Source organism: Klebsiella sp. CN_Kp106, from assembly GCF_040064575.1.
GTDB classification, from domain to species: Bacteria; Pseudomonadota; Gammaproteobacteria; order Enterobacterales; family Enterobacteriaceae; genus Klebsiella; species Klebsiella michiganensis.
The window spans coordinates 81,728-103,381 of record NZ_JBEAIG010000052.1; the positions used below are offsets into that span (position 1 = coordinate 81,728).

General features: G+C 54.5%; 21 protein-coding genes. 8 read left to right on the forward strand and 13 right to left on the reverse strand.

Features of this window, described 5'->3' with window-relative positions; all coding sequences use genetic code 11:
• The first annotated feature begins 72 nt into the window (after positions 1–72).
• Positions 73–861 carry a siderophore-iron reductase FhuF gene (gene fhuF, locus ABLU96_RS17605; protein ID WP_025106870.1) on the forward strand — a complete coding sequence of 263 codons (789 nt, stop codon included), beginning with the start codon at positions 73–75 and terminating at the stop codon, positions 859–861.
• 46 nt (positions 862–907) lie between these two features.
• Here the strand turns inward: fhuF and ABLU96_RS17610 are convergent, their stop codons facing one another.
• Positions 908–2,251: a PTS sugar transporter subunit IIC gene (locus ABLU96_RS17610; protein WP_025106871.1), complete on the reverse strand. Its 1,344-nt coding sequence runs from the start codon at positions 2,249–2,251 to the stop codon at positions 908–910.
• 340 nt (positions 2,252–2,591) lie between these two features.
• Between ABLU96_RS17610 and ABLU96_RS17615 the strand changes: the two genes are divergently transcribed.
• The gene (locus tag ABLU96_RS17615) at positions 2,592–3,050 is read left to right on the forward strand and encodes a YbaK/EbsC family protein (RefSeq protein WP_014227821.1); all 459 of its coding nucleotides are present in this window, start codon (positions 2,592–2,594) and stop codon (positions 3,048–3,050) included.
• 13 nt (positions 3,051–3,063) lie between these two features.
• Here ABLU96_RS17615 and bglJ read toward each other — a convergent pair whose 3' ends face one another.
• The 4 genes from bglJ to pobA all read right to left on the reverse strand — a co-directional run bounded on the left by bglJ (position 3,064) and on the right by pobA (position 6,782).
• Positions 3,064–3,744, reverse strand: coding sequence for a DNA-binding transcriptional activator BglJ (gene bglJ, locus ABLU96_RS17620; RefSeq protein WP_025106872.1), 681 nt, complete (start codon positions 3,742–3,744; stop codon positions 3,064–3,066).
• Positions 3,705–4,427, reverse strand: a complete 723-nt coding sequence (locus ABLU96_RS17625; protein WP_014227819.1) for a LuxR C-terminal-related transcriptional regulator — start codon at positions 4,425–4,427, stop codon at positions 3,705–3,707. The genes bglJ and ABLU96_RS17625 overlap by 40 nt, the downstream gene beginning before the upstream one ends.
• A 278-nt stretch (positions 4,428–4,705) precedes the next feature.
• Complete coding sequence (locus ABLU96_RS17630) at positions 4,706–5,575, reverse strand: helix-turn-helix domain-containing protein (protein WP_064406235.1); 870 nt, start codon at positions 5,573–5,575, stop codon at positions 4,706–4,708.
• 22 nt (positions 5,576–5,597) lie between these two features.
• Entirely contained in the window at positions 5,598–6,782 is a 1,185-nt protein-coding gene (pobA, locus tag ABLU96_RS17635) for a 4-hydroxybenzoate 3-monooxygenase (RefSeq protein ID WP_032747826.1), read from the reverse strand.
• Between the two features lie 283 nt (positions 6,783–7,065).
• On the opposite strand from pobA, the gene ABLU96_RS17640 reads away from it, so the two are divergent.
• The 6 genes from ABLU96_RS17640 (at position 7,066) to opgB (ending at position 12,803) form a co-directional block, all read left to right on the forward strand.
• Positions 7,066–7,842, forward strand: coding sequence for a threonine/serine exporter ThrE family protein (locus ABLU96_RS17640; protein WP_048262650.1), 777 nt, complete (start codon positions 7,066–7,068; stop codon positions 7,840–7,842).
• Positions 7,833–8,306 carry a threonine/serine exporter gene (locus tag ABLU96_RS17645; RefSeq protein WP_004098364.1) on the forward strand — a complete coding sequence of 158 codons (474 nt, stop codon included), beginning with the start codon at positions 7,833–7,835 and terminating at the stop codon, positions 8,304–8,306. Before ABLU96_RS17640 ends, ABLU96_RS17645 begins: the two co-directional genes overlap by 10 nt.
• 108 nt (positions 8,307–8,414) lie before the next feature.
• Complete coding sequence (gene dnaT, locus ABLU96_RS17650; RefSeq protein WP_009652817.1) at positions 8,415–8,954, forward strand: primosomal protein DnaT; 540 nt, start codon at positions 8,415–8,417, stop codon at positions 8,952–8,954.
• Between the two features lie 2 nt (positions 8,955–8,956).
• A complete protein-coding gene (dnaC, locus tag ABLU96_RS17655; protein WP_014227813.1) occupies positions 8,957–9,694 on the forward strand; it encodes a DNA replication protein DnaC in 738 nt (245 codons plus the stop codon).
• 65 nt (positions 9,695–9,759) lie between these two features.
• Positions 9,760–10,254: a DUF2501 domain-containing protein gene (locus tag ABLU96_RS17660; protein ID WP_014227812.1), complete on the forward strand. Its 495-nt coding sequence runs from the start codon at positions 9,760–9,762 to the stop codon at positions 10,252–10,254.
• 257 nt (positions 10,255–10,511) lie between these two features.
• Positions 10,512–12,803, forward strand: coding sequence for a phosphatidylglycerol--membrane-oligosaccharide glycerophosphotransferase (opgB, locus tag ABLU96_RS17665; RefSeq protein ID WP_064406237.1), 2,292 nt, complete (start codon positions 10,512–10,514; stop codon positions 12,801–12,803).
• 53 nt (positions 12,804–12,856) lie between these two features.
• Here the strand turns inward: opgB and ABLU96_RS17670 are convergent, their stop codons facing one another.
• The 8 genes from ABLU96_RS17670 to ABLU96_RS17705 form a co-directional block, all read right to left on the reverse strand.
• On the reverse strand, positions 12,857–13,807 hold the full coding sequence (locus ABLU96_RS17670) for an Rpn family recombination-promoting nuclease/putative transposase (RefSeq protein WP_025106877.1): 951 nt from the start codon (positions 13,805–13,807) through the stop codon (positions 12,857–12,859).
• Positions 13,808–13,946: 139 nt separating this feature from the next.
• A complete protein-coding gene (locus ABLU96_RS17675) occupies positions 13,947–14,957 on the reverse strand; it encodes an SIS domain-containing protein (protein WP_047724575.1) in 1,011 nt (336 codons plus the stop codon).
• Between the two features lie 17 nt (positions 14,958–14,974).
• A complete protein-coding gene (locus ABLU96_RS17680) occupies positions 14,975–16,036 on the reverse strand; it encodes an SIS domain-containing protein (protein WP_064406239.1) in 1,062 nt (353 codons plus the stop codon).
• Between the two features lie 12 nt (positions 16,037–16,048).
• Positions 16,049–16,900, reverse strand: a complete 852-nt coding sequence (locus ABLU96_RS17685) for a PTS system mannose/fructose/sorbose family transporter subunit IID (protein ID WP_014227807.1) — start codon at positions 16,898–16,900, stop codon at positions 16,049–16,051.
• Complete coding sequence (locus ABLU96_RS17690; RefSeq protein WP_025106880.1) at positions 16,878–17,657, reverse strand: PTS mannose/fructose/sorbose/N-acetylgalactosamine transporter subunit IIC; 780 nt, start codon at positions 17,655–17,657, stop codon at positions 16,878–16,880. Before ABLU96_RS17690 ends, ABLU96_RS17685 begins: the two co-directional genes overlap by 23 nt.
• Positions 17,658–17,675: 18 nt before the next feature.
• On the reverse strand, positions 17,676–18,146 hold the full coding sequence (locus ABLU96_RS17695) for a PTS sugar transporter subunit IIB (protein WP_025106881.1): 471 nt from the start codon (positions 18,144–18,146) through the stop codon (positions 17,676–17,678).
• A 14-nt stretch (positions 18,147–18,160) separates the two neighbouring features.
• Positions 18,161–18,583, reverse strand: coding sequence for a PTS sugar transporter subunit IIA (locus ABLU96_RS17700; protein WP_025106882.1), 423 nt, complete (start codon positions 18,581–18,583; stop codon positions 18,161–18,163).
• A 99-nt stretch (positions 18,584–18,682) separates the two neighbouring features.
• The gene (locus ABLU96_RS17705; RefSeq protein ID WP_049083206.1) at positions 18,683–21,448 is read right to left on the reverse strand and encodes a sigma-54-dependent transcriptional regulator; all 2,766 of its coding nucleotides are present in this window, start codon (positions 21,446–21,448) and stop codon (positions 18,683–18,685) included.
• Between the last annotated feature and the right edge of the window lie 206 nt (positions 21,449–21,654).

Sequence of the window (21,654 nt, forward strand, 5' to 3'; positions counted from 1 at the left end):
ATTTCTTGCCAAGCCGGTGCCGCGGCATTAGTATCAGAAATCATTATCATTTAGATTTGTATCTGGCACCCGATGGCTTACCGTTCACTTGCATTCAACAATGAGATCATCTGGCGGGCTCCGCTCCCTTCGGCTGAGCGTGAACTGGCGAACGCAATACGGGACAAGATTACCGCGTTACGTCCGCATCTGCTGGATTTTATCCGTCTGAATGAAGAAGCCCCTCACCATGCACTCACCCTGGCTGAGTGGTCGCAGCCCGCGACGCTGAGTTCGTTAATCGCGACGTATTCTGACCATATTTATCGCAACCAGCCCGGGCAAGCCCGTGAGCAAAAACCGCTGCTATCCCTCTGGGCACAATGGTACATCGGTTTACTGGTGCCCCCGTTAATGCTGGCGCTATTGAGTGAAGAACGCGCCGTTAGCCTGGCGCCGGAGCATTTTCGCGTCGAGTTTCATGAAACAGGCCGTGCCGCCTGTTTCTGGATTGATATCCATTCAGCAGGTACTTCCTCGGCAGAATCCGCGCAGTCCCGGATGGAAAAGCTGGTCACCACCGCTTTGCAACCTGTGGTGCAGGCGCTTGAAGCCACTGGCGATATCAATGGCAAACTTATCTGGAGCAATACGGGTTATTTGATTAACTGGTATCTCGGGGAAATGAGAACCCTGGTCGGAGATGAAAAAGTGGCCGCGCTGCGTCAGCTCTTCTTCTTCAACAAACAGCTATCAGGCGGTGAGGATAACCCGCTGTGGCGTACGGTGGTTTTACGTGAAGGGCAGCTCGTGCGCCGCACCTGTTGCCAGCGCTATCGCCTGCCGGACGTACAGCAGTGCGGGGACTGTACGCTGAAATAATCGATGGTGAAAACAAACGGGCGGCTATTCAGCCGCCCGTTTGTTTTTATGCCGTTTGCTGACTCTCTTCCGCCATGCGCTGCGCCTCTTCGGCCTCCTGCGCGAGCAGCTGTTTCTCGTACACCTTGAAGAACGGGAAGTAGATAATCGCCGAAACGCAGGCCAGGACGACCACCAGAATCGCCGCCCGGAAATCCCACCCCAGCGCCCACGCGCCGCCAATCGGCGCCGGAGCAGTCCACGGAACAACCGAAATCACCCGGCCGATAAGATCCAGCTTCATTGCCGCCCAGGCCAGTACGGCGTTAACCATCGGCGCCAGCAGGAAGGGAATAAAGAACACCGGGTTCATCACGATAGGGGTGCCAAAAATAACCGGCTCGTTAATGTTAAACAGGCTTGGCACCACGCTCAGACGGCCAATCGAACGCAGATGCGCGGAGCGGCTGCGCAGATAGCAGAATACCAGCCCCATCGTCGCCCCTGAACCGCCAATCACAATAAAGAATGTCCAGAACGCTTCCATAAAGATATGCGGCAGCGGAGCCCCCTGAGCCAGGGCCTGCTGGTTCATGCCGAGGTTAGTGAGCCAGAACATTTGCAGCATGCCGGAAACAATGGCCGCACCGTGGATCCCCGCAAACCACAGCAGGTGGCCCACCAGAACCGCCAACAAAATTGCGGGTAAGGAGTCCGCTGCGGAAACCAGCGGCTTAAAGATAGCCATAATCGCCTGAGGGATCAGCATATCGAAATGATGCTGAATAAGCAGGCTCAGGGGATAGAGCGTCAGGACGACAACCAGTACCGGGATCAACAGATCAAACGAGTTTTTGATCATCGGCGGCACCTGATCCGGCAGGCGAATACCGATATTATGCGCCTTCAGGAAGCGCATCATTTCAACGCAGTAGACCGCCACCAGAATCGCCGTAAATATGCCCGTTCCTCCCAGGCTATCTACCGGCAGGTTGCCGTTCGTTTTTGGCGCCGCCACCAGCAGGAAGGCCATGATCGACAGCATGGCGCACATAAAGGGGTCGAGCTGATTGGTTTTTTCGTAATGCTTGCCGAGGTTATAGGCGATCGCGGCGCAAATGTAGATCGACATAATGCCCATCGTCATATCGAACGGCGTCAGAATTCGCCCTTCAAACTCTTTTGCCAGATCCAGCCAGGCGCGGGCAAATCCCCATGTGGTATCCGGTGAAAACGGCGGATACGCAAATACCAGCAGAAAAGAGCCGACAATCATAAACGGCATGGCGGAGATAAAACCGTCGCGGATTGCCATAACGTGGCGCTGAGACGAGATGCGTCCGGCGACAGGGCTGATGTAATTTTCTACGAAGCGAAATATCAGATTAAATGCAGCATGGTTAGCAGACATAGCAGCCCTCCTGACAGGCTAGATGAACAGGCCCAACAACGATTATCTTGCCGTTATGATGAACCCGCTTCGGCGAGAGGGTTACCCAATCGGATAGCCTGCTGGCCCGACTGCTCAACCAGGTTCGATTCATCTTCGGCTCTTTGTTATAGGTGACGCAGGGAAGTTACCTTGTCAGTATTCCTGTCTCTGTGAATAACCGCAACCGGTTACAGTAACCGGTTGCGGTGAATGTGAAGGAGATCCAGAAATTAAAAAGAATCTTGATTCTCTACCATGGATATTTACACTTTGCGAAGCTTGTGACAGATTTTTAACAAGCCTTAATCAGGAGATTCCAATGAGTCTGCAGTCCGTGCGGCAGTTTTTTACTGACCACGCCCCCGATATCGAAATCATCGAACTTACTCAGAGCACGGCCACGGTAGCGTTAGCCGCAGCGGCGCATAACGTTGAACCCGGGCAAATCGCCAAGACCCTGTCTTTAAAAATAAAAGAAAGGGTTGTTCTCGTTGTCGCGAAAGGCGATGCGCGCCTGGATAATAAAAAGCTAAAGGAAGCCTTTGGCGCTAAAGCCCGTATGCTAAGCAGCGATGAGGTCATTACGCTAACGGGACACCCCATTGGCGGCGTCTGCCCATTTGGCCTGGAAGTTCCGCTGGCTGTGTACTGCGATATCTCACTGAGGCAGTACCCGGAAGTGCTGCCAGCAGCAGGTTCAATATATAGCGCCGTTCGTATTTCACCTGAACGGTTGGCGCAGCTGACTGATGCTAAGTGGATTGACGTGTGTCTTTAACAGACCGCTGAGGTTACTGAGCAAGGCGCATCACCGTGGCATCATCATTATTCGCCGACAGGCGCATGAGTATGTCTGCCGCGCTCAGTAGTCCCATATCAGAACTGACGCCGAGCTTGGTCATGGCGTTAAACTTATGGGCCCGAATCGTTTTGATATTGCGTTCCAGCTGCGTCGCTATTTCCGGCAACGAGTAGCCATAAGACATATATCGCAGGATGGTATGTTCCGTTGGGCTCAAAAGTTGGCTATAGATACTCTGCTTTTGGCTTAACGAGCTCTCATTCGCCGGATAGCTACGATCGAGAAGCTGAAGCAAGCACTCCTGCAGCTGTAGCCGACAGGCCGATTTATTCAAAATACCGTGTAAGCGAGAAGGCGTCAGATGGCTGACCAAACGCATTTCCGCTTCATCATTAGCTAAGATAATTCTTTGCGTGTCGGGACAATAACGCGCGATCTCATGGAGAAAGAGCAAGCTTTCAAGTCGGGATCTGCGGTTACCTGAAAGTGAAAAAATAATCGCAGAAAAATCTCTCGCCTGAAACTCCCGTTTTAATGCCATCGTATCTTTAAAGAACTGAATACGATAATTCTTACCACTTTCATTAATTAATATGTGGCGAAGCGCCACTTCTGTCATCGCACATTTCTCTACGATAGCGACATATCTTGTTGTGAGGTCTTTTTCCATTCTGTTTGATCTCCATAGGCTGAATAAATATTCAGCTCCTTCATTCCCTGTGCACTATTAATCCAGGCATACATCTCTGCATTACTACGCAAAGATAAGCGGCGCATAGCACTATTTTTCTGCGCACTTATGGTTTTATTGCTCTTCTTCAATAAAGCAGCAATTTGATTAATTCCCCATCCTTTTGCAAGAAGCCTCAACACCTTACGCTCAGAAAGAGTCAGAATAACCAGCTTTTGCGGTTCTTCATCGATGCGTTCTACCTCAGGAGAGAACAACGTCTGGCTAATTCGTTCAGCGGCAAGTCCACCCGCGCGCACAACCTCAATGAGACGTTTTACCGGCTCGCTGTCCGAAATTAATGTACTTTCAGGACGCATTAATAATTGAACAGCTAACGGAAAACAGGCGTTGCCTACCATAAAGACCCAGTGTATATCCCTGTATTGAGTCATTAAAGAGTAGTAATGTTCGCAAATATTTCTTGGATGCTCTATTTCACCGGACAAGTCAGCAATGACTAACACTGCACGACGCAGCTGCAGCAGGGTTAGCTCATCCTGAGAACGACAAAAACTCAATTCATAATCAGGGAGATGCTCCCCAACGATGGCTTTTAAGCCGGACTGCATAACCGGTATTCTGCTGATAATAATGCCGAACTTACCTTGTCCTGGTAACATAAACCCTCCGCTTCCTGTCGAAGACTCACCGCCGGCGGAAAAACAATTGGATGCATAATTTAATAGTCATCGTAATTATTTTGCCCAAATGAATCTTTATCATCCCTGGCGGGTGCGCGATATCGCACCCTAAAGCCAACTTAATAATGAGGAGTAACATATTGCTGTTATCCATACCAATGATTAACATTAACACAGGTAGTTGTCATCAATAAATTAGAAATGGTTAACATCGTCGTTAGATACGCTAACTTAAGATATATTAAATAAAGATTTATTTATTTTATTTTTTTCCTAAATACTTTTGGTGATTCACCGCTATAGCGGCGAAAGAAGCGAGAAAAATAGGCCGCATCAGTAAACCCTAAGTAATCAGAAAGTTGAGCGATAGTCATGCTGGTGTACTGCAGGTTGCGACGCGCCTCAAGCATCAACCTTTGATGTAAAACTCCCAGTGCGCTGCAGCCATAAAATTCATGACACAAATAATTCAAATGAGTCGCAGACACCCCCACCTCCCTGGCATACCCGGCTAATGGCATATGTTCACGATAGTGGCTTTCGATAAGGCGCGAGAAATGACGCATGACGCTCCGCTTACGTTCCGCTTTGTCCTCCGTTATGAGCTGCGGTTGATATTGCCGATTCAGCCAGACCAACAGCGCTCCCAGCAGTGAATGAAGCATCATTTCGCGCGCATCGTAATCTTCGCGGTACTCCTCTTGCAAAGCGGTAAACAGCGCCCGGATATGGCCCCGGGAGCTCTTCACCGGCACGCAACGCGGTTGGCCGAGCACATCCAGCTGACTGCCAAACTGATTTTCAAGGCTTCCGAGCAGCGGCAGCGCCAGCGACAAAACGTAGCCCTCCGTACCCGGCGAAAAGCGAAATCCATGAATACATAGCGCCGGAACCACCTGAATACAGGACTCCGTCATCACGGTCGTCGCGCCTTCGATTTCAATCTCCGCCCGCCCTTTATGCAGATACAGTAGCTGCACCAGCTCTGCGTGCTGATGCACGCGGATATGCCATTCATAAAGATGGCTGCGCTGGAGTATGGACTCACAGTGCAGAAGATCGGGCGTTGGCCAGCCCTGATCTTCGCCATACAGTTTGAAAACGGGAATGGTACTCGCTGCCTGCATCACGACTCCAGAGCCTTTTCTATTACGCCACGCGTTCCATCGGCAGACCCACATAGTTTTCAGCGATAGTGGTTAACCCGGCGCGTGATTCAAGATAGTAGCGACGATCCGCCGCCTGCATTTTTCTGTCGAACTCGCTTTGTTGCGGAAAATCATGCAGCAGACGCGTCATAAACCAGCTGAATCGCTCACCTTTCCACACCCGATCCAGCGCCAAACGCGAGTAGCTGGCTAAGAGGTCAATACGGCCATGGTGATAATACTCACGCAGGATCCGCCAAAGATAGTTCACATCGGACGCCGCGAGATTCAGCCCCTTCGCCCCGGTAGGCGGTACGATATGCGCCGCATCTCCCAGCAGAAATAGCCTCCCGTACTGCATCGGCTCCACTACATAGCTGCGCAGCGGCGCGATACTCTTCTCAAGTGAGTGACCGGTTACTAACTTATTGGTCAGCTCATCAGGGAGACGCCGCTTGAGCTCAGTCCAGAAGCGTTCATCAGACCACTCCTCCACCTTTTCGCTAAGCGGTACCTGCAGATAATAGCGGCTTCGAGTTAGTGAGCGCTGACTACAGAGCACAAACCCCCGCTCGTGGTGGGCGTAAATCAGCTCCGGGTTCACCGGTGGCGTATCGGCCAGCAGCCCGAGCCAGCCAAACGGCCAGACGCTCTCGTACTCTTTCAGCACCCCTGCCGGGATGCTCTGGCGGGACACGCCGTGAAAGCCGTCGCAGCCGGCGATAAAGTCGCACTCAAGGCGGCAGTTTTCGCCATTGCTGATAAAAGAGACCGACGGTCGATCGCTTTTTGCCTCATTAATGGTGACATCGCTGACGCCATAAATCGTCGCTGCCCCGCATGCCTCCCTCGCCGCCATCAAATCCCGCGTCACTTCGGTCTGGCCATACACCATCACGCTTTTGCCTGCCGTCAGTTCCGTTAGCGGAACCGGTACGCGCTTGCCCTCAAACAAAAATTCGACGCCGTGATGGATCAGCCCTTCCGCATCCATTCGCCGGGCCGCCCCGGCTTCGCGCAGCAGTTCTACCGTTCCGCTTTCCAGAATTCCCGCGCGGATCCTCCCCAGCACATACTCAGGCGTCTGTCGCTCAAGGATGACGGTCTGAATCCCGGCGTGATGTAATAACTGCCCCAGCAGGAGTCCCGACGGGCCCGCTCCGATAATCGCCACCTGTGTTTTCATCGCATCGCCTCAGCATGGTTAATTATTTGTTTGTTTTTTGTTTATTAAAAGTTTGAATTTGCATTTTTGATAACTCTGATGGGAAAAAGAAGGGAGAAACGGGTGCAAAAATTGGACTTTTCACCAATCTTGCGGAAGTGTGGCAGAGTTCAAATTTCAGGGTTCCCGTAGAGCGGGTGGTTTTTTACACATTGTTTGATCCTGACCGCTCAGCTAAAACAAGACTTCAGGTAAAAGTATCGCCAGACACTACGGCAACGGGCATCACGGACAGCAGGTATTTATGCAAGCAGATCGGGCAACTCAGCGCGCTATCACGCGATTGTGTATTCAATGTGGTCTTTTCTTATTACAACACGGCGCGGAAAGCGCACTGGTTGAGGAGCTCTCAACCCGTCTGGGTCTGGCCTTAGGGATGGATAGCGTGGAAAGCGCCATCTCTTCGAATGCGATTGTTCTCACCACCATTAAGGACGGGGAGTGTCTGACCTCAACGCGAAAAAACACCGATCGCGGCATCAACATGCACGTCGTCACGGAGGTTCAGCATATTGTGATTATGGCAGAGCATAAGCTGCTGGATTATAAGGATGTCGAAAAACGATTTGCGCAAATCAAGCCGCTGCGCTATCCGCGCTGGCTGCTGGTTTTCATGGTCGGCCTCTCCTGCGCCTGCTTTTGCAAACTTAACAACGGCGGCTGGGACGGTGCGCTGATCACCTTCTGCGCCAGTACGGTAGCCATGTATATTCGCCAGGTACTCACCCATCGTTCAATGCATCCGCAAATCAACTTTTGCCTCACCGCCTTCGTCGCAACGACTATCTCCGGGCTGATGCTGCGCCTGCCGGCTTTCGCCAGCACGCCGACGATCGCGATGGCCGCCAGCGTGCTGCTGCTGGTACCCGGTTTTCCGCTGATCAACGCCGTTGCCGACATGTTTAAGGGGCATATCAACACCGGTCTGGCGCGCTGGGCCATTGCCAGCCTGCTGACGCTCGCCACCTGTATCGGCGTGGTGATGGCGATGACGATGTGGGGGCTACGCGGATGGGCATAATTTTCTATCTCTACGAACTGGCGCTGGATATGATGCTGGCAGCCATTCCCGCCGTCGGGTTCGCCATGGTGTTCAACGTCCCGCAGCGGGCGCTGCGCTGGTGCGCGCTGCTGGGCGCTATCGGCCACGGCTCGCGCATGGTCATGATGACGGCGGGTTTTAATATTGAGTGGGCGACGTTTATGGCGGCCCTGCTGGTTGGTAGCATCGGTATCCAGTGGTCCCGCTGGTATCTGGCGCACCCGAAGATTTTTACCGTAGCGGCGGTGATCCCGATGTTCCCCGGCATCTCCGCCTATACCGCGATGATTTCAGCGGTGAAAATCAGCCATTTCGGCTACTCGGAAGAGATGATGATTATGCTGCTGAGCAACTTCCTTAAGGCTTCATCGATCGTTGGCGCATTATCCATTGGCTTGTCTATCCCCGGGCTTTGGCTGTATCGCAAGCGTCCGCGCGTCTAGCTAATCGCGCCGCCGGGTCGCCCGCGGCGCTCCTTCCTGAGCGACCTCTATGCTACTATGTGTGCAGCTACCCCTCTCTTTTTAGTTGTTCAGAGTTGAGATTGATTTATGTCTTCACGAATATTAACTACCGATTTTAGCGGTCTGGATGACTTCATGCAGGATCACGCAGCGGTACTGGCAAAATCGGCCAGCGGCGCCGTCGCCGTATTTGCCAACAACGCCCCCGCATTCTATGCGCTGACGCCGGAGCGTCTGGCGCAGCTGCTGGAGCTGGAAGCAAAACTCGCGCGTCCTAACAGCGATATTGCGCTGGACGCGCAGTTTTTTGACGAGCCGACGGCGACCCCCGTTGCGGTTCCGATGGGGAAATTTCCGATGTACGCCGACTGGCAGCCGGATGCGGATTTTCAGCGCCTGGCCGCGCTGTGGGGCATCGCCCTGAGCCAGCCCGTTACGCCGGAAGAGCTGGCGGCATTTGTCGCTTACTGGCAGGCGGAAGGTAAAGTCTTTCATCATGTCCAGTGGCAGCAGAAGCTGGCGCGCAGCGTACAGATTGGCCGGGCCAGCAACGGCGGCCAGCCGCGCCGGGACGTCAACGCGATTAGCGAACCTGATAATCACATTCCACGAGGATTCCGAGGATGAGCATGAAAAATGTCGGCGATTTAATGAAGCGCCTGCAAAAGATGATGCCAGCCCATGTCGAACCCGCGTTTAAGACAGGTGAGGAGCTGCTGGCATGGCAAAAAGAACAGGGCAAGCTGCGTTCTGAGGCGCTGGAACGCGAAAACCGGGCCATGAAAATGCAGCGAACCTTTAACCGCTCCGGCATCCGCCCGCTGCATCAGAACTGCTCGCTGGATAACTACCGGGTGGAGTGTGAAGGCCAGATGATTGCGCTGTCCCGAGCGCGCCAGTACGTCGAGGAGTTCGACGGCAATATCGCCAGCTTTATCTTCTCCGGCAAACCGGGCACCGGAAAAAACCATCTCGCCGCCGCTATCTGCAACGAACTGCTGCTTCGGGGTAAGTCGGTGTTGATTATCACCGTCGCCGATATCATGTCAGCGATGAAAGATACCTTTGGCAACCGGGAAACCAGCGAAGAGCAGCTGCTCACCGACCTGAGCAAAGTGGACCTGCTGGTGATTGACGAAATCGGCATGCAAACGGAATCACGCTACGAAAAGGTGATTATTAACCAGATCGTCGATCGCCGCTCTTCGTCAAAGCGCCCTACCGGTATGTTAACCAACAGCACCATGGACGAGATGAACAAGCTGCTCGGCGAGCGCGTGATGGACCGGATGCGGCTGGGCAATAGCCTGTGGGTTAACTTCAACTGGGACAGCTACCGCGATCGCGTAACCGGAAAAGAGTATTAAGATATTTCCGAACCCCGCCGGCGTTATAATCAGGGGATTATTCAGTCACGGCGAAGAGTACGTCTATGAAATCTGCAAAAACGTTGTTCCGCACGGCAATGGTGGCCGGCGCATTATTGACCTTTGGCGCGCACGCCACCTCCTGGCAGGATTCGCTCTCCAGCGCCGCTAACCAGCTCAGCAGTCAGAGCGGAAGCCAGCAAAGCGGCGGTATGTCCCTCTCTTCGCTGACCGGTTTGCTCAACGGCGGCAGCCAGTCGTTGACTTCCAGCAGCATGAATAATGCCGCCGGGATTATGTCTTACTGCGCGAAACAGAAGCTGGCTTCGGTTACCAATACCGAAAACGTTAAAAATCAGGTTCTGGATAAGCTGGGTCTCAGCACGCCGGAAAAACAAAAAGAGGACACCAGCTATCTTGAGGGCCTTCAGGGCTTGCTGACCAGTAAAGACGGCCAGCAGCTGAATCTGAACACCCTTGGCAGCAGCCCGCTGGCGGAAAAAGTGAAAACCAAAGCCTGCGATCTGGTCTTAAAACAGGGCGTGAGCTTCCTCTCCTGATTTTATCCTCTTAATGCCGCGTTTGGCGCGTTACCCTTGCCTGCGCGGCGGCAACGTCTGTTTTTTAACATCTTTCCCCCAAATCCCCTGGCTGACTGGATGTGAGGCAGTTCAAAAACGGCGATTTCTAAACCAATTCTGAACCACAGCACAAATTCATGACGATACAATTGCGGCAATATTGCGCTGCAATTACAGTGTAGCGTGAAAAAAGATCTATCTGGCCAGCCGACAGCTGGCGTGAATGAGGATGAGCTGTGTCAGAGTTGTTATCCATCGCCCTGTTTCTTGCTTCGGTGATGATTTACGCATTAAAAGCCGGTCGTAATACCTGGTGGTTCGCCGCCACCCTCACGGTGCTGGGCCTGTTCGTTGTTCTGAATATTACCCTCTACGCCAGCAATTACTTCACCGGCGACGGTATCAATGACGCGGTACTTTATACGTTGACCAACAGCCTGACGGGCGCCGGCGTGGGCAAATATATTCTGCCGGGCGTGGGGCTGGTCGTCGCGCTGGTCGCGGTATTTGGCGCACTCGGCTGGGTGCTCCGCCGTCGCCGGCATCATCCTCATCACTTTGGTTACAGCCTGGTGGCGCTGGTTCTGGCGCTGGCGTCAGTGGATGCCAGCCCCGCCTTCCGCCAGATTAGCGAGTTGGTTAAATCCCAGTCCCGCGATGGCGATCCTGACTTTGCGGCTTACTACAAAGAGCCGTCAAAAAGCATCGCCAACCCGAAACTGAACCTGGTGTACATTTACGGCGAAAGCCTTGAGCGCACTTATTTTGATAACGATGCGTTCCCGAACCTGGCCCCAGAGCTCGGCAAACTGAAAAGCGAGGGGCTGGACTTTAGCAACACCGCCCAGCTCCCCGGTACCGACTACACGATTGCCGGAATGGTCGCCTCCCAGTGCGGGATCCCGCTGTTTGCGCCGTTTGAAGGCAACGCCTCGGCCTCGGTTTCCAGCTTTTTCCCGCAGAATATCTGCCTTGGAGATATCCTGAAAAACTCGGGTTATGAGAACTACTTTGTGCAGGGCGCTAATCTGCGCTTCGCCGGAAAAGACGTTTTCCTTAAATCTCACGGCTTCGATCATCTGTACGGCGCGGAAGAGCTAAAAACCACGGTCGCCGATCCGACCTATCGTAACGACTGGGGGTTCTACGATGATACGGTTCTTGATGAAACCTGGAAAAAATTCGAAGCGCTTTCGCAGTCAGGAAAACGCTTTTCGCTGTTTGCGCTGACGGTCGATACCCATCATCCGGATGGCTTTATCTCCCGCACCTGCCAGCGTAAAAGCTACGATATGGACGGTAAAAAGAATCTTTCGTTCAGCGCCGTCTCCTGTAGTCAGGAGCATATCGCGGCGTTAATCGAGAAGATTAAAGCTTCGCCGTGGTTCAAAAATACGGTCATCGTGGTGTCATCCGATCACCTGGCGATGAAAAACAGCGCCTGGGACTATCTGAATAAGCAGGATCGCAGCAACCTGTTTTTCGTTCTCCGCGGCGATGAGCCCCGGCAGGATACGCTGGCCATCAAGCGTAATACCATGGATAACGGCGCGACGGTGCTCGATATCCTCGGCGGCGATAACTTTATTGGCCTTGGCCGCAGCAGCCTTTCCGGCGAGTCGCTCTCCGCCGTGTTCCTCAATATGAAAGAAAAGGTGCTGGCGTGGAAGCCGGATATCATCCGCCTGTGGAATTTCCCCAAAGAGATGAAGAATTTCACCGTGGATTCACAGAAGAATATGATCTCCTTCTCCGGCAGCCATTTCCGCCTGCCGCTGCTGCTGCGTATCTCCGATAAGCGCGTTGAGCCGCTGCCGGAAAGCGAATACTCCGCGCCGCTGCGCTTCCAGCTGGCCGATTTCGCGCCGCGCGATAACTTCGTCTGGGTCGACCGCTGCTACAAGATGGGTCAGCTGTGGTCGCCGGAAGTGGCGCTCTCTACCGACTGGTGCGTCTCGCAGGGCCAACTGGGGGGCGAACAGAAAGTCCAGCGCGTCGACAAAGCCCAGTGGCAAGGTAAAACCGCGTTCAAAGATACCCTTATCGACATGGAGCGTTATAAAGGCAACGTCGATACGCTGAAGATCGTCGATAACGATATTCGCTATAAAGCCGACAGCTTCCTGTTTAACGTCGCCGGCGCGCCGGAAGAGGTGAAGCAGTTCAGCGGCATCTCCCGACCGGAAACCTGGGGGCGCTGGTCTAATGCCCAGCTCGGCAGTGAAGTGAAAATTGAATATAAAGAGCCGCTGCCGGAGAAATTCGATCTGGTGATTACCGCCAAAGCCTACGGGCCGAATGCCAATAAGCCGATTCCGGTACGGGTGGGCAACAGCGAACAAACGCTAACGCTGGCCAATGATGTCACCACCACCACCCTGCATTTCGATAATCCGTCGCGCAGCAGTACGTTGACGATTGCGCCGCCGGACCCGCAGTCCACGAACGAGGGCAATATTCTCGGCCACTCTCCGCGTCAGCTGGGCATCGGCATGGTTGAAATCAAAGTGGTGAAAAGCGAAGGATAAGCCATCGTGCCCGGCGGCTTTTTGCGCCGGGCCGTGGTGACGATGGGTAGAAATTAGCCATGCAGCGGCTTTAGCTCATCCGCCGACAGTCCGGTAATCCGCTGTACCGTCTCGGTATCTAAACCGTTCTGCAGCATACTGCCGGCAATGCGCAGCGCTTCCCGCCGGCTCCCTTCCTGCAGGCCTTCCTGTATCCCTTCCTGCCTCCCCTCCTGGCGACCTTCTTGCCTGCCCTCTTGCCGACCTTCCTGCTTGAGCTTTTGAGCGATAGACATCAACCTCTCCTCATAGTGTGGCAGACGGCGGGCCAACCGGCGGAGAAACACGCTCGGATCGGCGCTATTGCCGTACTGCAGCATATAATGAAACAGCACTCTTAACTGCCTGCGGTTAGTGTATCCCAGCATCACAAGGGTCGCCAACGACTCCGTAATCCCGCTGAGATCGCGCTGACGAATATGCTTTTGCATCAGCTCCAGCAGAGCGACCCGCCGGTGCTGAACGATTTCATCGTCCGGCATCACCGTTACGTCAACCAGCGGAAACGGGCAGGCGTACAGCGTCCTCGCCATCTGCGGGTCGGCAAATTCGTCCAGCCAGTTCAGGGAAAAGGGATAAGGACTGGTCGCGCCGTGATAAAAAAGCATCGGCACTACCAGCGGCAGCGTTTTGTGCCCGGCGTCGAGGTGCCGCTGCATCGCGGCAATCGCATAGCGCATCAGGCGAAAAGCCATATGGTTATCCGGCGAACTCTGGTGCTCTATCACCACATACACATATCCCAGGCCGCAGGGGGTTTGTACCGACCACAGTACGTCCGAATACCAGGCGCGCAGATCTTCATCAATAAAGCTCGCCGGCTCCAGCCGTAGGGTAGAAAAATCACACCGCTGGCGGATCGCTTCCGGCAGGTGCAGCGTGAGAAAATCATTCGCCGTCTCCGGGTGGCGAAGAAATCGCTTAAAGACCGCATCGTGCGGCGTTGAGGTCATCCGTTTTTTCATGGCCGTCCGCTTGCCTGAAAGAGAAGGAAAGCCGGACTCTACCATCGGTTTTTACTTCGTTGGTTTTGGCGATGATTTTATGGGAAGCGCCTCGGAGAATCGCGCAGCGGCCAGCCCGGCTGGCCGCCATCAGCAAAGCTTAGTAATCAAACTGACGATAGTAACGGCGGATATTAAGGTCGTGCCCGGTATGGTGTTCAAAATGGGCCGCCAGCCTGTCCACCAGCAGGGTGGAAACCACGCACGGCGCCATAATCCAGCGGAAAGCCTCATCAATGCCGTTCAGCGGATAGTCGCGCGGGTCAATCACCACCAGATGGTCGGTGATCTTCTCAGCGAAGCGCTCAACGCGCTCATCCAGCGCCCGGCATTTACCCTCGCCTTTGACCAGGAACAGCGGGACCTCTTTTTCCAGCAGCTCCAGGGTGCCGTGGAAAAACTCGGCTGAACTCACCGATTTGGTCCGCTTCCACTGCATCTCTTCGAGAATACACATTGAGAACAGATAGACCTCACCCCACATTTCCGCCCCGCCGATCCACATCATATAGTCGCAGCCGTGATACTGAGCGGCGATTTTATCCGCCTGCGGATCGAACTGGCGTTTGGCCTGCAGGAGATTCTCCGGCAGCAATTCCAGCTGGCGTGCAAAACGATCGTAATTCGCGAAATCACCGTGACGATAAATGACGCGGAAGAATAACCAGTAGAGCAGCATATATTCATATTCCACGCCGTTCTTGTGGCACATCGGAATATGCCAGCTCGCCGCCTCGGCTAATGGCGAATCGGCATTACGGGTAATGGCCACCACGCGAATCCCCTGCGCTTTGCACCATTCGGCAATGGCTACTGACTCTTTGGTATCGCCGGACTTGGATAGCGTCACCACCACCGCATCTTTATTTAATTTTTTATGTCCGCGATGAATTAATTCCGCCGCCTGCTCAAGGTAAACCGGCACGCTGGTTAATTCTTTTGCAAACTCATTTATTGCCATCATCGGCGCCAAAGAACCGCCCACCGAGGCGAAAAATAAGGCGCTACAGCCGCTGTGATAAATATCATCGGCAACGGTTTCCGCCTGTTTGCGCGCAGCGATGATCTCGCGAGCACTGGTCAGATACTCGTCCTGATTAAAACCCAACATAGTTTTCTCCTGAATAATCAGATTTTACTTTTTAAGACGCGATCAAAATCGTCAAAAATACGTTTAGCCAGATCGATGCCTTTCAGGCCGGCGGTATGCCAGGCCAGCATCTGGACGGGAACAATCAGCAGCAGCGGCGCCAGGTGATGTTCACACGGGCAGCTTAGCGCCAGCGTCTGCGCATCCTCTTCGTCGCTCAGCGTCAGCGTAAAGGCGCGGGCAATGGACGGCGCCATATAGTCCCGCAGCGCCCGGGTCCGCGCATCCGGCGCATCTTCAATAAACAGCATCACATGGCGGGCATTGGCTTCCAGATAGGGGCCGTGCATATAGGCCTCAAGTTCAAAACCACTGGAAGGCACGCGTACCGTTTCGGTAAATTTGGTTTCGAACTCCTTCGCGACGCCCACCAGCGCGCCATAGCCGGTGGCGACAAAGCGCTCGCCGCCCCGCAGCGCTTCGTCATGCCTGTCGATAAACCGCGAGGTGCGGTCAATGACATCCGGGATCGCCGCCGCCAGCCGCTGCAGTTCGGCAAGATAGCGCTGCTCCTCGGCCTCGCTGGCTTTCCCCTGGGCACGGGCAATCATCAGCGCCATCAGCAGCAAATTCAGCACCGTCGCGCTAAACCCGCGGGTGACAAACCCCACGCTCTCGATACCGGTATTGATATCCAGTATCCCATCGCAGGCCCGGGCGATCGGACTTTGCGGATCGGAGGTCAGCGCAAAAACCGGCAGGCTCAATGCCTGTACCTTACGCATCGCCGCCAGCGTCGAGGCGCTTTTACCGCTCTGCGAAATCGCCACCACCAGATCGGTATGCGGATCGACCGCCTCGTAGTGCGTAAAGTTGTACGGCTCTTTAATCTCAACCAGTACGCCGAAGCGCTGCTCAAAGAAATAGCGCGCGCACAGGGCGGCGTTCAGCGACGAGCCGGTCGCCAACAGCAGAATGCGGCGCACCGGGTGCTGGCGGGCAAAGGTCTCAATCGCCGCCAGCTTTTGCCGGTAGTCGCGCAGGATCTGCGTCAGACAGGCCGACTCTTCGCTGATATAGGTCATCATCGTTGGTACCATTTTCGACTCCCGTTAAAATAAACCTATCCACGACCCCAGAATGCCCACCAGCGCCATTCCGCCGATAATAGAAAGCGGTTTAACCTTGCGCCCCAGCAGCCAGTAAACGATGCCAAAACTCACCAGCGGCAGCATGCAGGGCAGGATGTCGTTGATAATGTCCTGCACCTGGGTTTTCGCCTCTCCGGCGCCGAATGAGAGGGGGATGGTGATATCAATCATTGAGGCGGTCATCGCCCCGACCACCATCAGGCCGATAATCGACGCGCCGTAGGTCAGGCTCTCCATCATTCCGCTCTTCTGGATCCGCTGCAGTACCCCGGTGCCCAGCACATAGCCCCAGCGGGTAAAGAACCAGCGCACCAGGATGTGCGGCACGTTGAACACCAGCAGAAACAGAATGGGACCGAGAATGTTGCCCTTTAACGCCAGGCTGGTGCCGATGCCGGTAGCGATCAGGCGCAGCGTGCCCCAGAAAAAGGAGTCCCCCAGCCCGGCCAGCGGCCCCATCAGCGACGCTTTGACGTTATCAATCGCGTTGGCGTCCATGTTCTTCTGCTGGCTATTCTTCTCCTCCATCGCCGTGGTGATCCCCAGCAGCAGGGTGACGATATGCGGCGTGGTATTGAAGAACACCAGATGCCGTTTCAACGCTCCGGCCAGCTCCTCTTTGCGCGGATAGAGCTTTTTCAGCACCGGAATCAGCGCGTAAACAAAGGCGAGATTCATCTGCCGCTCATAGTTCCACGAGAACTCCATCTGGAAGGAGCGCCAGAATACCCGGCGTAGATCGCGCGGCGTGATACGGGCCTCTTCCTGCGCCTGCGGTTGCAGAGTTTCTTCAGAAATCATCTTCGTCGTCATCGCTGACTCCTTGTTCTGTCGTCGTACGAGGTGAGCTCAGCGCGGTGACGTTAACCATCACCACCGCCACGATAGCGCCGAGAATAGCGATGCCGGTCACCGGGATTTTCAGGTAGGCCATCAGCACAAAGCCGAGGAAAAAGTACGGCGCGACTTTCTTATTAATCAGCAGCCTGGCGAGCATTGCGAAGCCGAGTGCCGGAATAATGCCGGTAGCGACGCTGAGCCCGTGTTTGATAAATTCCGGGATGGTATCGAGCAGGGATTTCACCGCATTGCTGCCGACCAGGAATGAGATGGTCACCACCGTGGCGAGCATCAGCGACAGCCCGAAGCCGGCAATCAGATGCATGCGCTCAATGCCGCCCGTATCCGCCCGCTCCGCGTAGCCGTCAGCCTTCTGGCTGAGCATCGGGATAAACATCCCCAGATAGACGTTTTTCAGGATCAGCGTCAGGGTGGCGATGGGCAGGCCAAGCAGCAGCGCCGTTTCCGTTCCCGCGCCGGAGGTAATGGCGAACGCCACGCCGAGAATACCGCCGGTTACCACATCAGGCGGGATCGATGCGCCGACGGAGAAAGAGCCGATAAACGCCAGCTCAAGCGTCGCGCCCATGATGACGCCGGTCTGGACATCCCCCAGCACCAGCCCGGTCAGCAGCCCGGTGACGATTGGCCGCGAAATCAGCGACGTCCCCAGGGCATATTCCGATTGCGCGATAAACGCCACCAGACCCAGTAAGAGAGCCTCTACCATAATCTGTCCTCCGCGGAGTTAAACGCATTGCGCAAAAAGCTGTTTGCGATCGTTAGGGACCTGGCGGATCTCAACTTCGACGCCTTTCCCGACCAGCTGCTGCAGTTGTTCAATTTCTTCCGGCAGTAAATTGATCGCCTTAGAAATATTTTTACTCCCCTCTTTGGCTTTTATTCCGCCGAGATTAATACTTTTTATCCCCTCGACGGCACTGGCAATACGCCAGGCGTCATTGACCGATTCCACGACGATAAAAAGATGATATTTATCCGTCACGCCGCTTTTTATCGATTCGATAGCGTCGTTAATATTTTTAATCACCAGTTTTACCGAAGGCGGTTTAGCGAGCTTAATTGTGGTTTTCCGCAGCTCATCTTCAGGGACATTATCGTTGGCGATTAAAATGCAATCGGCGCCGACATACTGGGTCCAGGAAAAGGCCACCTGGCCGTGAAGTAATCGATGGTCAACCCTTAATAGCGTAATCATGGTGTTCCCTCATTTCAGAAGTCTTTATCAATAGTCATCGCACTGGCAATCGTCTGATTGCAGTACTGAATGCTCTCTTTGGCGCTTGTTAATGCTTCAGAAATTAATTTCTCGGTATTTTCTTCGCCTGCGGAAATAAGTAAATCAATAATCAGCGGCAGGTTTAAACCGGACAATAAATGAAAATTAGGGCGCGATAAAAAACGCACAAACTCATTATTGACGCTACCGGCGAAAATATCCGTAATGACAATCAGCTCATCCTGGGTGGGGAAACGCGCCAGCAGCGTCTCCACCTGCTGCGTCAGATCGGCCTCCTCTTCGACGTAGGCGCAGAGAGTATAAATATCCGGCTGCTTACCGAGGATCAGCTCCACGGAGTTCAGCAAACCGTTAGCAAAGGTGCCATGGCTGGCAAAAATATAGTGTCGTTTCATCCTTACCTCGAAAGCGCATTCCACTGCTTTCTTAATTGCAACCGGCGTGCCAGAAACAGTGGCGTGCCGGTTAGCGCAAGGACGAACCGATGACGAGTCTTAAAACTCTTGATCTTCCTGAATAAATTCCGTTTCTCGCGTCAGGATATCGTGAATGTAATACAGCTCAACGGCGGGGATTTTGACACTATATCCGTTCTCAATGACACTAAAGGCCTCGCGCAGAATAACCAGCTCGCTCTCCGGACACTGTTTGCCGGAATAATGGGATGGCGAAGCGTTACGGATCAGGCGTTCTATCAGACAGCTGATATGCACGTACAGCGCCACCTTGCGATCGTTAGGCACATCGCAGCCGGCCAGATGCTCATAGCGCAGTAAAAACTGCTCGACCTGATTGATCACTTTTCCGGTATCGAGGATCGTCACCGACTCGATCACCCGGCGCAGCGAGAAATTTTTCAGGATCAGGTTATTGATCTCGCTGACCTGCTCAGCGGAGGCCAGTTCGCCGAAGATACGCATCAGCGGGCGGCTTCCTTCGCCGGAAATCAGCGAATCCAGCGAGATCCACGGCAGATCGGCGAGATGCGGATCGAGGGTGCCGACGATCGCCAGCACCTCATAGCGGCTGAGCATCGGCGCCCGCCGCGCGGGATCGGCGAGGGTTTCCACATCGCATGCCACAATATCGATGCCGAGCGTCTCAGGAATGCTGGCTTTTAACAGCGCCGACAGATTCGCCGCCGCCCCCAGACCGGTGGCGCAGGTTGTAAGAATCGCCCGCGGTTTGTCCGTTTGCGGGTAATAGAGCTGATGCTCAACCGCGAGGTCATTGCCTATCTCCCGGACGATATCTTCCAGCATATCGCCCTGCAAAACCCGCTCCCCGACGTACATCGCCATCCCGGTCGAGACGTTATTAATAATCGCCATCGGCGTGGACAGCCGGCGGTTGAAGTGGCTGTGAATGGCGTTCAGCGATCCCATGTCGACCAGGATGATCAGCCCGGAGGCCAGCGCGTGGCTCTCAATCCAGGCCATCACCTGATCGGCGATAGCCTCCGGCGTCACGTCGAGCGGCATATCGAATGACTCAAACAGCTGGCTTTTCAGCAACCGGTTCGCCACGTTGGCGATGCTGCTGGCGGTGGCGTAACCGTGGGCGAGGATAACTGCCCGGATCACCTGCTGCTGGCTAATGGCGCCATTTTTCTGTAACCACAGCACCAGCAGCAGCAGGTCAATGCGTCGGGGTTCAATATCCAGCTTCAGCGCCAGCGCGGCGAGGATCTCTTCACAAAAGCGATACAGCAGCGGGTATTTCTGCGCCAGGAAATCCTCCAGCTGGCGGCTTTTCTCATTGCTCATCGTCGACTGCGCCTGGCGAGAACGATGAATCAGGTAGTGGCTCAGGGCGTAGATACAGTTGCCGTTAAACTGAATATTGAAGCGCTTTTCAAGGCGATAAAACTCCTCCCGCACCTGATGGGTTATCAGCAGCAGCAGATGCGAGCTGTTGGCATCATGATTATCGAAAATCAGCCGATCGAAGAGGGTTTCCATTTCCTCGCCCATGCTTTTTTGCGCCTCTTCCCAGACCGTTTTTTTACTCAGCACCGCCTCATACAGCGCGAGAACGCGGCACTGAGCATCATAGATCAGCCCCTGAACCGGGTCGCGCGCGCGCAGCAGCCAGACCAGGCTGGTCTGCGGTTCAATAAGCAGCGGCTCCTGCTGGCCCATCGGTTCGCTAAGCGCCGGCGTCGCGGCCATGATATTTTCCGGCAGATCGTGCAGCGTGACGTTTAGCCTCTCGCTGCCCGGAGACCTGGCCCACGCCGACGCGACGGCGTACTTGACGACATTCTTCAGCTCACCGACGTTGCCGCGATAAACGTAGTGCGTCAGCACCTGTAAAAGCCGGGGCGTCAGCTGCAGCCGGGCGGACAGCGTGCGGGCCTCCTGCCAGAAAAACTGCAGCGTTAACGCTTCTTTCTCGCCGCGGCTGCGGTTTTGTAAATCAGGCAGGCTAATGAGGATCGGGATACGACGAATAAAGGTGGTCAGAAACGTGCTGTGAATATCTTCGGTGGTGGCAAACACCAGCCGCAGCGAAATCGGCATCCCCTGCGCCGTCTCTCCCACCCGATAGATCTCTTTGCGGTCCAGCCAGGTGAAGAGCTTCTCCTGGCCCTGCGCATCGAGGCGGTGGACTTCATCGAGAAACAGCACGCCGCCGTTTGCCGCTTCAAACGCCCCGGCCTTATCGCCCTGCGCGCCGGTAAACGCGCCTTTGACGTAGCCAAACAGGTTGGCGGCCAGCAGCTCCGGGTTGCTGGCGTACTGGGCGCAGTTGAAGCAGACAAAGGGCGCATCGGGCGCCAGCAGTCCCTGGGCGATAGCAAACTCGTGCATCAGCTCCGCCATATAGCTTTTGCCGGTTCCGCTGTCGCCGACGATCAGCAGCGGCAGCCCGCCGTTGGGATAAAACAGCGCGGTTTTCATCTGTTCGATAGGCTTGCGCAGGCTACCGTCATGGCCGGTAAGCAATGAAAAATGATCCGCCTGTTCCGGCTGCCGGTCGCTCTCCGCGAGCAGCTCCGCCATGCTGGCGTACTCGCTGCGGGAAAGGGGGAAAAACTGCTGGCAGAAGGCGGCCTTATGCAGGAAATAGACCGGACGGGTATTAATCTTCACCAGCACATCCTGGGCCACCAGCTGATTCAGATAGTGGCTGGCGGTGTTTCTTTGCATCGCAAAACGCCGGGCCAGGTAGCCGGCGGTGAAGACCTCGCTCAGGTTATCCGGATCAAAAAAATCGGTCTGATTTTGCAGAAAAGCCAACAGTTCCGTTTTACGCATCGCATCCCCCATCAATGCCATCATAGGTACTTAGAGCCTCTTCCAGTAGGCGTTATTGGCGCAGGCAGTTTGAACACGGCCAGCGCGGAAGAACCGGAGCGTACACGTAGTACGTGAGGATTATTCGCTACGCTCCCCCTCCAGGCCGCCCTGAGGGCGTTCAAAACTCTGCGAGTTTTGTCTGAGCACTGCCCAGGTTCAAAATG

Bases quoted from the DNA above. Each gene is read 5' to 3' on its own strand.
- ABLU96_RS17660 (WP_014227812.1), top strand. From the start codon at position 9,760: ATGAAATCTGCAAAAACGTTGTTCCGCACGGCAATGGTGGCCGGCGCA.
- bglJ (WP_025106872.1), bottom strand. From the start codon at position 3,744: ATGGAAAAAGACCTCACAACAAGATATGTCGCTATCGTAGAGAAATGT.
- ABLU96_RS17695 (WP_025106881.1), bottom strand. From the start codon at position 18,146: ATGATTACGCTATTAAGGGTTGACCATCGATTACTTCACGGCCAGGTG.
- dnaT (WP_009652817.1), top strand. From the start codon at position 8,415: ATGTCTTCACGAATATTAACTACCGATTTTAGCGGTCTGGATGACTTC.
- ABLU96_RS17685 (WP_014227807.1), bottom strand. From the start codon at position 16,900: ATGACGACGAAGATGATTTCTGAAGAAACTCTGCAACCGCAGGCGCAG.
- ABLU96_RS17680 (WP_064406239.1), bottom strand. From the start codon at position 16,036: ATGGTACCAACGATGATGACCTATATCAGCGAAGAGTCGGCCTGTCTG.
- fhuF (WP_025106870.1), top strand. From the start codon at position 73: ATGGCTTACCGTTCACTTGCATTCAACAATGAGATCATCTGGCGGGCT.
- ABLU96_RS17630 (WP_064406235.1), bottom strand. From the start codon at position 5,575: ATGCAGGCAGCGAGTACCATTCCCGTTTTCAAACTGTATGGCGAAGAT.
- ABLU96_RS17615 (WP_014227821.1), top strand. From the start codon at position 2,592: ATGAGTCTGCAGTCCGTGCGGCAGTTTTTTACTGACCACGCCCCCGAT.
- ABLU96_RS17640 (WP_048262650.1), top strand. From the start codon at position 7,066: ATGCAAGCAGATCGGGCAACTCAGCGCGCTATCACGCGATTGTGTATT.
- ABLU96_RS17625 (WP_014227819.1), bottom strand. From the start codon at position 4,427: ATGTTACCAGGACAAGGTAAGTTCGGCATTATTATCAGCAGAATACCG.
- ABLU96_RS17675 (WP_047724575.1), bottom strand. From the start codon at position 14,957: ATGTTGGGTTTTAATCAGGACGAGTATCTGACCAGTGCTCGCGAGATC.
- ABLU96_RS17700 (WP_025106882.1), bottom strand. From the start codon at position 18,583: ATGAAACGACACTATATTTTTGCCAGCCATGGCACCTTTGCTAACGGT.
- ABLU96_RS17705 (WP_049083206.1), bottom strand. From the start codon at position 21,448: ATGCGTAAAACGGAACTGTTGGCTTTTCTGCAAAATCAGACCGATTTT.
- ABLU96_RS17670 (WP_025106877.1), bottom strand. From the start codon at position 13,807: ATGAAAAAACGGATGACCTCAACGCCGCACGATGCGGTCTTTAAGCGA.
- dnaC (WP_014227813.1), top strand. From the start codon at position 8,957: ATGAAAAATGTCGGCGATTTAATGAAGCGCCTGCAAAAGATGATGCCA.
- ABLU96_RS17610 (WP_025106871.1), bottom strand. From the start codon at position 2,251: ATGTCTGCTAACCATGCTGCATTTAATCTGATATTTCGCTTCGTAGAA.
- ABLU96_RS17690 (WP_025106880.1), bottom strand. From the start codon at position 17,657: ATGGTAGAGGCTCTCTTACTGGGTCTGGTGGCGTTTATCGCGCAATCG.
- pobA (WP_032747826.1), bottom strand. From the start codon at position 6,782: ATGAAAACACAGGTGGCGATTATCGGAGCGGGCCCGTCGGGACTCCTG.
- ABLU96_RS17645 (WP_004098364.1), top strand. From the start codon at position 7,833: ATGGGCATAATTTTCTATCTCTACGAACTGGCGCTGGATATGATGCTG.